Genomic DNA, 11,748 nt, shown 5'->3' on the forward strand with positions numbered 1-11,748 from the left:
CGAACTCCCGGCAGAAATGGGGCGGCCACGCGTCACGAAGTCGCCCCATGGAGCGACCGGTTGAACGTTCAGGATAAAGCGCCCGCACCGGGCCGCCGCGACGCCTTGCGGGCCGCGGCGGTAGCCTCGCGATCATGTTCGTTCTGGAGCTGACCTATACCGCCCCCGTGTCCGCCGTCGACAAGGAGCTCGACGCCCACGTCGCCTGGCTCGACCAGCTCTACGCGCAGGGCGTCGTGATCGCGTCGGGTCGCAAGAACCCGCGCGACGGCGGCGTGATCCTCGCCGTGGCCGATGACCGGGCGGCGGTCGAGGAGATCGCCGCGAGCGACCCCTTCGTCATCGCGGAGGTCTGCGAGTACCGCATCACCGAGTTCTACGCCACGAAGACCGCCCCGGCCCTCGCCCCCTACCGGCAGGAACTGCCCTAGGCGCCCCGCCGAGGGCTGCCTAGTCCCGCTCCCAGCGCGCGATCCTGCCCTTCTCGCCGGACGCCCAGCAGGCCCGGTCCCGGGTGCAGTCCACGGTGTCGTACGACCCCGTGTCGACCGTCCGCCAGGTGCGCCCGCCGTCCGACGTGACGTCCGTGCCGGTCGGCCCGACCGCGAGCGCTCCCCCGCGGCTGCCCGGCAGCCAGGCCGCCCCGGAGCGGTAGGCGGGCGGGGGCTGCCCGGCCGTGGTCCAGGTGCGCCCGGCGTCGCCGGTGGTGGCCGCGGCCTTCGGGGAGGGCTGGTCGGCGCGGTAGTCGCCACCGACCGCGATGCCGTGCGTACGGTCGCGGAAGGCGAGGCCGAAGACTCCGCGCGCCGGGTCGCCCGCGGGGATCGGGGCGTCGGCGGCCTTCCAGGTGCGGCCGCGGTCGGCGGAGTGCAGGACACGCGCGCGTGCCGCGCCGCCGGTGGCCAGCCATACGTCACGGGAGCCGTTGCTCACCAGGCACTGGCCGCTCGCGGCGAAGCCCGCCTCGCCCTGTTGCGCGGCGGGCATGCCCTTGTCGGGCAGGACCTTCCAGGAGCGGCCGCCGTCGGCGGTGGACAGGATGCGGAACCTGCCGTCCACCGGGTCGCTCATCGCCAGGCCGTGGCGCCGGTCGAAGAACGTCATGCAGTCGTAGAAGGCCTTGGGGTCGGTGTTACGGAAGGACTCCGTCCAGGTGGCCCCACCGTCCGCCGTGCGGAAGACCCGCGAGGCCTCCCCCTCGCCGATCGCGAGGACCACCGCGCGGCGCCCGTCGAACGCCTCGATGTCGCGGAACTCCAGTTCCCCGGCTCCGGGCGGCGAGACGTTACGCCATTTGCCGCCCCCGTTCGAGGTACGCAGCACGGTGCCTTTCGAGCCCGCCGCCCAGGCCGTTTCGCGGCTGACGGCGGCGAGACCGCGGAGGCGCGCGTCGGTGCCGCTGTCCTTGAGTTCCCAGCCGCCGCGATGCTGCGAAGGGCCTACAGGGCTTGCGGGGACTGCTCCGGCGGCCTCCGGCGCGGCCGGCGCCGTCGCGGCGAGAGCGGCCCCGCACAGCCCCGCCGACACCATTCGACCCACGGGCCGCGACCGTTTCGTCTTCCCCAAGGACTTCATGGCCGGCGAAGTTACCACCGGAACGCATGATTCCTTCCGAGATTTCTGTGAAGACGGTGAAGAGCACACGGTGACCGAGGTCACTCTGTGTTCGCGTGCACGGATTCCGTCATTCCGACGTCTATCCAAGTGTCGGCCCGAGTCGTCCAGCTGTAGTTGAGGGAGCAGGCCTTGTCCACCAGCATCGATCAAGCCGTAGAGGCCCGCCTTGTCGCCGCCGCGCCGCGGATGTCGACGATCCCCGCGTCGCTGCACTACGACCGGAGTGATCCGTTCGCCGTCCGCATGAGCTTCCCCGCCCCGGCGACCCTGGAGGGCATCGAGGTCTTCTGGACCTTTGCCCGCGAACTGCTCACCCGCGGCATGGAGCAGCCGGTGGGCGACGGCGACGTCCGCGTGCGGCCGTACGGCTTCGACCGCACGGTCGTGGAGTTCCACGCGCCCGAGGGCACCGCGATCGTCCACATCCGCACCGGCGAGCTGCGCAGCTTCCTGCACCGCACGCTTGCCCTGGTCCCCGTGGGCGACGAGCATCTGCACGTCGACCTTGACCATGACCTCGCCGAGCTGATGCGGGACGCCTGCTGAGCCGTCCCCCGCGACACCCCCGGCAGCACACTCGGCTTTCCGGCACCCCTGCATCACCCGGCATCACCCGGCATCACCCGGCGAACAGCGTGTTCAGCTCCCCGTAGTCGAGGCCGCCCGCCGGCGACGCGTACGTGCCCTCGGCGAGCAGCTCACGCGCGGCCTCGCGCACGACCGCGTGCGCGGCCTGTGCGATGCCCGAACCCACGCTGATCCGCGCGACCCCGAGACCGGCGAACTCGGCGACCGTCGGCGCACCGGGGCCCGCCATCACGTTGAGCGGTGCGTCGATGCCCTCGACGAGTGTGCTGACCGTGCCGGAGTCCACGGCCCCCGGCACGAAGATCCCGTCCGCTCCGGCGGCAAGGAAGGCCGCGGCCCGCTCCAGGGTGACGCCCGCCCGGTCGGCCGGCTTCCCCACGCCCCGCAGATACGTGTCGATACGGGCGTTGACGAACAGCGGCACGCCCGCCGCGTCGGCGGCGGCACGGGCCGCCGCGATGCGCTCCGCCTGCCCGGCGACCGTGCGCAGCGACGCGGGTCCCTCGTACTCGGCGTCCCCTTCGTACAGCGCGTCCTCGATGTTCACGCCGACGGCGCCCGCGGCGAGCACCCCGCGCACCGTGCGGGCGACTCCCGCCGGGTCCGCCGCGTAGCCGCTCTCGATGTCGGCGGTCACCGGCACTGCGACCGCCGCCGCGATCCGGGCGACCGCGCCGAGCGCGCGGTCCCCGCCGAGCCGGTCGCCGTCCGCCGCTCCGAGGTCCCACGCCACACCGGCGCTCGTGGTGGCGACGGCCGCGGCGCCGGCGGCCTCGATGAGGCGGGCGCTCGCCGCGTCCCACGCGTTCGGCAGCACGAGCGGTCGGCCCGCGACGTGCAGGGCGCGGAAGGAGAGAGCGTGATCGCGGAGGTTCGTCGTCGTCATGCGCACACTCAATCAGCGCCGCACGGCCCGGTTCCGGCGAGAATCCGACAGGTACGTCCGCGCCGCGCGGCCCCTCCACCGGCCCTCTAGGCGGGGCCTGTCAGCCGCCCCCGCTGCCGCTGGACCTCGCCGCCTCCGCGGCCGTGACCGCCGAGGCCAGCGCCTTGCGCAGGCCCCACATCAGCTCGGGCAGTCCTGGCGCCGGCGCCCCGCTGCGCTCGGTGAGCTCGTCGAGGCGGTCCTTGTGCTGTCTGCGGTCCTTGCCCGAGATGATGCCGCGCAGCTTGCCCGCCGCCGCGCAGACGACCAGGGCCGCGTCGCCCGCGGGCACCTCGGACACCGGCACCGGACCGCGCAGGACGGCGAGCGCCTCGGCGTGCAGGACCTCGACGTACCCGGTGCGCTCCAGCTCGTACCGCCGGGAGGGGAAGATCCGGAACACCCGGGTGCGCTCCGTGCGCAGATAGCCCTCGGCCACCAGTTGGTCGCGCGCCCGGTCCAGGGTGTGGCGGGCCTTGTGCGTGATCCAGCCGCGCCATCTGCGGGGCCGGGACTCCTCGATGAGTTCGAGGACGCTGTCCAGGGTCGCGTCGCCGGTGCGCGCGCCGAAGACCGGCGTGACGATGCCGCCCGCGTCGGAGAGGAGCCCGCGCTGGGCCAGCTCCGCGAGCGCGCAGGCCCGTACCGCGTAGTGCAGGTCGGGGGCGCCGATGATCCTGCTGCGACCGGTGTCCCAGGCCAGCAGGTAGATCCGCGTCGGCAATGAGAGCGAGCCATAGGACATGGGTCCTCCTCGTCTGCGGCGTCCGCGGTCACGATAAAGCGTTGACAGTCCCGAGACCGCAACCTACGGTGTATAAGGTTCTGTTGTCGCCGATAGGAGTAGGACGTTGCTCGTCTGAGGTCTGGTGTCACCGCGTCTCACGGTTCTGCCGTGTGCGTAGCGTGCGACCTCGGCGTACGAGCCGTCCCCCGGCACAGGGCCCTTTTTTCTGCCCTCGCCCCCTGACGACGCTGCTCCCGTCCTCCTGTCGTGCCCCGCGGTGTCCCGAAACGCGTTGCCCCTGACCGCGCTTCATCTCACGCAACCGCGAGGACCACATGTCTCTTACCCCCACCTCCATCACGTGCACGTCGCTCGACTTCTCCTGGCCCGACGGCACCGGCGTCTTCGACGGACTCCAGGTGGCCTTCGGACCGGGCAGGACGGGTCTCATCGGGGTCAACGGATCAGGGAAATCAACCCTGTTGAAGCTGATCGCCGGTGAACTCGGCCCGAGCGACGGCGCCGTCCGCGTCGCGGGCGACATCGGATATCTGCCGCAGAACGTCACCCTCGACACCACTCTGCGCGTCGACGAGGTGCTCGGCATCAGCATGACTCGCTCCGCCCTGCACGCCATTGAGGCGGGTGACGTGGCCGAGGAGCACTTCACGGCGGTCGGCGACGACTGGGACGTCGAGGAGCGCGCTCTGGCGACCCTCGATCAGCTCGGCCTCGGCCATATCGGCCTGGACCGCACCACCGGGGAGGTGTCGGGCGGCGAGTCCGTGCTGCTGCGCCTCGCCGCGCTGCTGCTGCGCCGCCCCGACGTGCTCCTGCTCGACGAACCCACCAACAACCTCGACCTGTACGCCCGTCGGCGTCTGTACGCGGCCGTCGACGCCTGGTCCGGGGTCCTGGTCGTGGTCAGCCACGACCGTGAACTCCTTGACCTGGTCGACCAGATCGCCGATCTGCGGGACGGTGAGGTCAAGTGGTACGGCGGCAACTTCACCGCGTACGAGGAGGCACTGGCCGCCGAACAGGAGGCGGCCGAGCGCATGGTGCGTGTCGCCGAGTCCGACCTGAAGAAGCAGAAGCGCGAACTGGCCGACGCGCACGTGAAGTTGTCCCGGCGCAAGCGCTACGGCCAGAAGATGTGGGACACCAAGCGCGAGCCGAAGGCCGTCATGGCCGAGCGCAAGCGGCAGGCGCAGGTGTCCGCGGGCAAGCACCGCGTCATGCACGAGGAGAAACTCACCGAGGCGAAGGAGCGCCTGGACGACGCCGTCGAGGCGGTGCGGGACGACGACGAGATCCGCGTCGATCTGCCGTTCACCGCGGTGCCGCCGGGCCGCACCGTGCTCACGCTGCGGGAGCTCTCCCTGCGCCACGGAGCGCGCGTGCGGGGCGAGTTCGAGCTGCGCGGCCCCGAACGGATCGCGCTGGTCGGCCGCAACGGCGCGGGCAAGACCACTCTCCTGCGCACCATCGCCGGGGAGCTCGACGCCGAGGAAGGAGAGGCGCTCGCGCACGTACCGCTGCGCTTCCTGCCGCAGCGGCTCGACGTGCTCGACGAGGAACTGACCGTCGCCGAGAACGTGGCGCGCTTCGCGCCCGACGCCACCAACAACCGGATCCGGGCCCGCCTGGCCCGCTTCCTGTTCAAGGGTGCGCGGGCCGACCAGCGGGCGGCGACCCTGTCGGGCGGCGAGCGGTTCCGGGCGGCCCTGGCCGCGCTGCTGCTCGCGGAGCCCGCCCCGCAGCTCCTGATGCTCGACGAGCCGACGAACAACCTCGACATGGCCAGCGTCAAGCAGCTGGCCACGGCCCTGGAGTCGTACGAGGGGGCGCTGATCGTGGCCAGTCACGACGTGCCGTTCCTGGAGTCGATCGGCATCACACGCTGGCTGCTCCTCGACGGCGAGATGAAGGAAATCACGACAGAAGGTGTCCGGTATTCCGGCTAGCTTCGCGTGTATGCACCAATACATCACCATCACCGGAGCCCGTGAGAACAACCTCAAGGAGGTGAGCCTGCGCATTCCGAAGGACCGGCTCACGGTCTTCACCGGCGTCTCGGGGTCGGGGAAGTCGTCGGTCGTGTTCGACACGATCGCGGTCGAGTCGCAGCGCCAGCTGAACGAGACCTTCACGTGGTTCGTCCGCAACCGGCTGCCGAAGTACGAGCGGCCGCACGCGGACACCATCGAGGATCTCTCGCCCGCGATCGTCGTCGACCAGCGGCCGATCGGCGGTCACTCCCGCTCGACGGTGGGCACGATGACGGACATCTACTCGGTGATGCGCGTGCTGTTCTCACGGCACGGCACACCCAGTGCCGGTCCGGCCACCGCGTACTCGTTCAACGACCCGTCGGGCATGTGCCCCGAGTGCCACGGCCTCGGCAAGACCGTGCGGCCCGACTACGACCGCATCCTGGACCCGGCCAAGTCCCTGGCGGACGGCGCGATCCTCTTCCCGCCGTTCGCCGCGGGGACCTGGCAGGGCCAGACGTACACCAACACCCCCGACCTGGACACGCACAAGCCGGTGGGGCGATTCAGCGCGCGGGAGCGGGAGTTCCTCATGCGCGGCGGGAAGCACGGCGGCAAGGTCAGCGTCGACAACACCGGTGGCGCACGGGACATCGACTACGAAGGGCTCGCCGACCGCTTCGAGCGGCTCTACCTCAACCGCGACCTGTCGACGCTCAGCCAGAAGACCCGCGATCTGGTGCAGCGCTTCCTCGTCGAGGGCAAGTGCGGCGTCTGCCACGGTGCGCGGCTCAACGAGGCCGCGCTCGCCACCCGGATCGGCGGCATGAACATCGCCGACTGCGCCCGCATGGAGGTCACCGACCTCATCGCCGCCCTGAAACCGATCGACGACCCGGTGGCGGGGCCGATCGCGGCGGCGGCCGTGGCGGCGCTCGAACGGATCGAGGCGATCGGCCTCGGCTACCTCAGCCTCGGCCGCGAGACGTCCACGCTGTCCGGCGGCGAGGGCCAGCGCCTGAAGACGGTGCGGCACCTGGGCTCCAGCCTGACCGGCATGACGTACATCTTCGACGAGCCGAGCGTCGGCCTGCACCCGCGCGACGTGGGGCGGCTCAACGATCTGCTGCTTCGGCTGCGCGACAAGGGCAACACCGTCCTGGTCGTCGAGCACGACCCGGACGTGATCGCCGTCGCCGACCACGTCGTCGACATGGGCCCCGGTGCGGGCACGGGCGGCGGCCTGGTCGTCTTCGAGGGAACACCGCGGGAGCTGCGCCGTGCGGACACGCTCACCGGCCGCCACCTGCGGCGCTCCACGGGCGTCAAGGAGAGCCCGCGCGAGGCCATCGGCGGCCGCTGGGTCAAGGGCGCCGACCTGCACAACCTCAAGGACGTCAGCGTGCGCGTGCCGACCGGTGTGCTGACGGCGGTGACGGGCGTCGCGGGCTCGGGCAAGAGCACGCTGGTGTCGCGGGTGTTCGTCGCCGAACACCCGGACGCCGTCGTCGTCGACCAGTCGGGCATCGGCATCTCGGGCCGGTCGACCCCGGCGACGTACCTCGGGATCATGGACTCGCTGCGCAAGCTGTTCGCGCGCGAGACCGGCCGGGAGGCGGGGCTCTTCAGCTTCAACTCCGCCGGCGCGTGCGAGAGCTGCCAGGGCCGCGGGATCATCTACAGCGACCTCGCGTTCATGGACCCGGTGACGACGACCTGCGAGGCGTGCGAGGGGCGCCGCTTCAAGGAGGAGGTGCTCCGGCTGACCGTCGGCTCCGACTCCATCGCCGATGTGCTCGACATGACGGCCGAGCGCGCCCTGGACTTCCTCGCCGCGGTCGACGCCGCCGACGACACAGGCGTGCGCCGCCGGCTGCGGGCGCTGCACGAGGTGGGGCTCACCTATCTGACCCTCGGGCAGCCGCTGAGCACCCTGTCGGGCGGCGAACGGCAGCGCATCAAGCTGGCCACGCAACTGCACCGCACCGGCACGACGTACGTCCTGGACGAGCCGACGACCGGCCTGCACATGGCCGACGTGGACGGCCTGCTCGCCCTCCTGGACCGGCTCGTCGACGCGGGGAACACCGTGGTCGTCGTCGAGCACAATCTGGAGGTCGTCAAGCACGCCGACTGGGTGATCGACCTCGGTCCCGACGGCGGCAAGCACGGCGGCCGCGTCGTCTTCGAGGGCACTCCGGGCGCGTTGCTCGACGCCGAAGGCTCGTTCACCGCCGCTCATCTGCGCCGAGACCTGGGCCTGGACCCCTTGCACGCTGCATGATGTGCGGCAACACCCCGGCCCGGCGTGTGCCGGGCGGGGGCGCCCCCGCCGCTGCACCCTTACGGAGAACATCCCGTGCCCAGCAGGAAAGCGCTGATCCGCCGGCCAGGACCACGTCTCGCGGAAGGCCTGGTCACCCACGTGGAGCGGACCCCGGTCGACGCGGGTCTGGCCTTCGACCAGTGGGTGGCGTACGCCGAGGCGCTGCGTGCGCACGGCTGGGAGACCGTCGAGGTGGAGCCCGCCGACGACTGCCCCGACTCGGTCTTCGTCGAGGACGCGGTCGTCGTCTTCCGCAACGTGGCGCTGATCGCGCGGCCCGGCGCCGAGTCCCGGCGCGCGGAGACGGCGGCCGTGGAAGAGGCGGTGGCCCGGCTCGGCGCCTCCGTCAACTGGGTGTGGGAGCCCGGCACGCTCGACGGCGGCGACATCCTGAAGGTCGGCGACACGATCTACGTGGGGCGCGGCGGCCGGACGAACGCCGACGGGGTCCGGCAACTGCGGGCCGCGTTCGAGCCGCTGGGGGCGCGGATCACGGCCGTTCCCGTCAGCAAGGTCCTGCACCTGAAATCGGCGGTGACGGCCCTGCCGGACGGCACCGTCATCGGGTACCCGCCGCTCGTGGACACTCCCTCGCTCTTCCCGCGCTTCCTGCCGGTGCCCGAGGAGTCCGGGGCGCACGTGGTGCTGCTCGGCGGCGCGAAACTGCTCCTGGCGGCGAGCGCGCCCAAGAGCGCGGAACTGTTCGCGGACCTCGGTTTCGATCCGGTGGCAGTGGACATCAGCGAGTTCGAGAAGCTCGAAGGCTGTGTGACATGCCTCTCAGTACGCCTCAGGGAGCTGTACGCCTGACCAGTCCTGGGGCGGGTGGGGCGCGAGGGGCTCTTGGGGCCCGGCGACTCGACCACTTTACGGAGGGCTTAACCTACGGCAACGTAACCTACGACACCGTAGGTAGGTAGCACTCGCTCGTGCTTCCGCGTAACCCCTACGCACGTAATCCGCAAAAAAACTCCCGTCCCCCTGGAGCCCCCGTGACGATCACCTCTCCGCATCTCGGCAGCACGGACGACTGGACCGATGCCCGGTTGCTGTTCGCCCTGGAAGAAGTGGTCGAGAAGGAGCTCAACCGCCACCTGAAGGTGGCGAAGGACTGGATGCCGCACGAGTACGTCCCGTTCTCCGACGCCCGCAACTTCCCCGGCTACTTCGAGGACGGCGAGGCCTGGGAGCCCGAGCAGTCCAAGGTGACCGACATCGGCAAGATCGCCCTGGTCGTGAACCTCCTGACCGAGGACAACCTCCCCAGCTACCACCACGAGATCGCCTCGCTCTTCGGCCGCGACGGCGCCTGGGGCACCTGGGTGCACCGCTGGACCGCCGAGGAGGGCCGCCACGGCATCGTGATGCGCGACTACCTCCTGGCCTCGCGCGCCGTGGACCCGGACAAGCTCGAAGAATTCCGCATGGCGCACATGGCCGAGGGCTTCGAGTCCGACAACCGCCACTCGATGCTGCACTCCGTGGCGTACGTGGCCTTCCAGGAGCTCGCGACCCGCGTCTCGCACCGCAACACCGGTCACCAGTCGGGCGACCCGGTCTGCGACCGCATGCTGGCGCGTATCGCCACCGACGAGAACCTGCACATGGTCTTCTACCGCAACCTCCTGGGCGCGGCCTTCGAACTCGCCCCCGACCTGACCATGCAGTCCGTGCGCGACGTCGTCGTCAACTTCCGGATGCCCGGACACGGCATGCCCGGCTTCGAGCGGGCCGCCGCGCAGATGGCGATCGGCGAGATCTACAACATGCGCATCCACCACGACGACGTGATCCAGCCCGTCCTGCGCTACCTGAAGGTCATGGAGATCGGCGGGCTCGGCCCCGAGGGTCTCAAGGCACAGGAGGAGCTCGGCCTGTACATGAACGGGCTCGACACCGAGGCGTCCAAGTTCGACGAGAAGCTGGCGGCGCGGAAGGCGCGGATGGCGGCGCGGGGGAAGTAGCAGGGGGTTCCCTGCGGGGTGCGGTGCGGGTGGGCGGGAACTGGACCGCCGTTACGCGGCAGATCCTCTCCCGCCCACCCGCCCGATCACCCGGGAATTGAGCAGGGTTCGCCGTCCGAGGACAGCGAATTGATGACGTGAGAACGATGAGGCGAGAAGGGGCGGGGCGACTGGATTCGAACCAGCGTGTTCCGGTTTTGGAGACCGACGCGACAGCCTCTGCGCTACACCCCGCCTTGCAAAGAATCGTACCCGCGCCCCACAGCACATGGGCAGGCGCTGCGGGCCGACGCGCGAAGCTGGGCCCCGTAAGGGGCGCGGGGAACTGCGCGACAAGCCCCCACCGGCCCGCAGGTCGATGAGCGCACCCCCAAGCCCCGTAAGCCCCAGCCCTCGCCCTCCCCCCCCTCAGCGATGCACGCTGCGCACAGCAGCAACATCCCCCGGCACCGAAAGCACCGCGACCCCCGCGCTGAACGCGGCAAGCCGTCGCTTGACGCTCGCCGCGATCCCCTGCCCGAGCACGAACCGCGTGGGCGTAAGTGCCCGCCCGGCGGTGTCCAGGAGCCGGTGGGCCCCCCGGCTGCGCAGACCGGTATGGCTGAGCACCAGGTGGGCCAGGCGGTGCTCGACCGCGGCAAGGCTCTCCGCGACGGAAGCAGCCCCCGCCTCGTCGAGGCGATTGTCCGCCGCACCAAGCGCCCCCGCGGCCCGCACCCTGCCGAGGTCCAGCAACTCCACGCCGGCGGTCACGGCCCCCGCGACCAGCCGGGCGGCGGCCCGCGGCCCGACGCCGTTGCTCGCGAGGGAGAGGCGTTCGAGCGCCCCCCATGGCGCACGCTCCAGCGCCTCGGCGATCAGCAGCGCTCCCCCGTCACCAAGCCCCGCCGCCGATACGTACAGTTCACGCACTCCGCCCCGGGCGATCAGCTCGCCGAGCGGCACCGCGCCCCGCGGCCCGAGCGCGTTGCCGCCCAGGAAGACCCGCTCGACACGCCGCCCGGCATCCGCCGCCGCGAGCAGCGCGTCGACGAGGACCGCCGTCCCGGCCGCGTCGAGCCCGGTCTGCACCAGGTCGAGCGTGCGCAACGCCCGTACGGATTCGATGAGTTCGCCGGCAGCGGCGCCCCCCTGCGCCCCCAGCGGGTTCCGTTTCAGCCAGACGCCGGTCACGACCTGCGGCGAGGCCCGCAACTGGTCGGCGATGCGGCAGGCGCCACCGGCGGTGATGCCGTTACAGCCCAGATAGAGCGTCTCGACGCCGGTGGGGCCCGCGTCGCCGCTTGCCGCCTGCGCCGCGACGGCCGCCCCCTCGTCCCCGAGCCCGTCCGTGCCGAGCAGCAAGTGCCGTACAGGAGAACGGCCTTCCGCCCCGGCAGCTCCGTCACCCCGGAGTGCCTCGGCGACCAGCGCGGCGCCCTCTGCTCCGAGGGACTGCTTGCACAGGTCGAGCCGCCCGTCCGGAAGCACCGTCCCTGCCGCGAAGTCGAGCCGCTCCCCCGCCGGTCGCCCGCCACGCAACCAGTCGAGCAGCGGCCCCAGTTCGGCCGCGGGACGCGGCACGACCGGGGGTACCCCCGCGAACGGCCCGCTGCCGGGCTCCACGC

At 71.5% G+C, this 11,748-nt stretch carries 10 protein-coding genes and 1 tRNA gene; 6 read left to right on the plus strand and 5 right to left on the minus strand.

What is annotated here, in order from left to right:
• Positions 1 to 134 precede the first annotated feature (134 nt).
• Positions 135 to 431 (plus strand): YciI family protein, encoded by a 297-nt coding sequence (locus IE226_RS09555; RefSeq protein WP_190080643.1) that lies wholly within the window; start codon positions 135 to 137, stop codon positions 429 to 431.
• A 19-nt stretch (positions 432 to 450) separates the two neighbouring features.
• Here IE226_RS09555 and IE226_RS09560 read toward each other — a convergent pair whose 3' ends face one another.
• Positions 451 to 1,530, minus strand: coding sequence for a WD40/YVTN/BNR-like repeat-containing protein (locus IE226_RS09560; protein ID WP_190080978.1), 1,080 nt, complete (start codon positions 1,528 to 1,530; stop codon positions 451 to 453).
• Between the two features lie 216 nt (positions 1,531 to 1,746).
• Between IE226_RS09560 and ssgD the strand changes: the two genes are divergently transcribed.
• Positions 1,747 to 2,163 (plus strand): spore wall synthesis regulator SsgD, encoded by a 417-nt coding sequence (gene ssgD, locus IE226_RS09565; protein WP_190080644.1) that lies wholly within the window; start codon positions 1,747 to 1,749, stop codon positions 2,161 to 2,163.
• A 73-nt stretch (positions 2,164 to 2,236) separates the two neighbouring features.
• On the opposite strand, the gene IE226_RS09570 is transcribed toward ssgD, so the two are convergent.
• Positions 2,237 to 3,091 (minus strand): isocitrate lyase/PEP mutase family protein, encoded by an 855-nt coding sequence (locus IE226_RS09570; RefSeq protein ID WP_190080645.1) that lies wholly within the window; start codon positions 3,089 to 3,091, stop codon positions 2,237 to 2,239.
• Positions 3,092 to 3,191: 100 nt separating this feature from the next.
• Positions 3,192 to 3,875 carry a GOLPH3/VPS74 family protein gene (locus IE226_RS09575; protein WP_190080646.1) on the minus strand — a complete coding sequence of 228 codons (684 nt, stop codon included), beginning with the start codon at positions 3,873 to 3,875 and terminating at the stop codon, positions 3,192 to 3,194.
• A gap of 317 nt (positions 3,876 to 4,192) precedes the next feature.
• Between IE226_RS09575 and IE226_RS09580 the strand changes: the two genes are divergently transcribed.
• The 4 genes from IE226_RS09580 (at position 4,193) to IE226_RS09595 (ending at position 10,141) form a co-directional block, all read left to right on the plus strand.
• Entirely contained in the window at positions 4,193 to 5,824 is a 1,632-nt protein-coding gene (locus IE226_RS09580; RefSeq protein WP_190080647.1) for an ABC-F family ATP-binding cassette domain-containing protein, read from the plus strand.
• A gap of 10 nt (positions 5,825 to 5,834) precedes the next feature.
• Positions 5,835 to 8,135, plus strand: coding sequence for an ATP-binding cassette domain-containing protein (locus IE226_RS09585; RefSeq protein WP_190080648.1), 2,301 nt, complete (start codon positions 5,835 to 5,837; stop codon positions 8,133 to 8,135).
• Positions 8,136 to 8,210: 75 nt separating this feature from the next.
• The gene (gene ddaH, locus IE226_RS09590; RefSeq protein ID WP_190080649.1) at positions 8,211 to 8,987 is read left to right on the plus strand and encodes a dimethylargininase; all 777 of its coding nucleotides are present in this window, start codon (positions 8,211 to 8,213) and stop codon (positions 8,985 to 8,987) included.
• 182 nt (positions 8,988 to 9,169) lie between these two features.
• Entirely contained in the window at positions 9,170 to 10,141 is a 972-nt protein-coding gene (locus tag IE226_RS09595) for an acyl-ACP desaturase (RefSeq protein WP_190080650.1), read from the plus strand.
• 161 nt (positions 10,142 to 10,302) lie between these two features.
• Here IE226_RS09595 and IE226_RS09600 read toward each other — a convergent pair.
• Positions 10,303 to 10,375: transfer RNA gene (locus IE226_RS09600), tRNA-Trp, on the minus strand.
• 174 nt (positions 10,376 to 10,549) lie between these two features.
• Positions 10,550 to 11,746: a leucine-rich repeat domain-containing protein gene (locus IE226_RS09605; protein WP_190080651.1), complete on the minus strand. Its 1,197-nt coding sequence runs from the start codon at positions 11,744 to 11,746 to the stop codon at positions 10,550 to 10,552.
• Positions 11,747 to 11,748 lie beyond the last annotated feature (2 nt).

The organism is Streptomyces longisporoflavus, assembly GCF_014649775.1.
GTDB lineage: Bacteria > Actinomycetota > Actinomycetes > Streptomycetales > Streptomycetaceae > Streptomyces > Streptomyces longisporoflavus.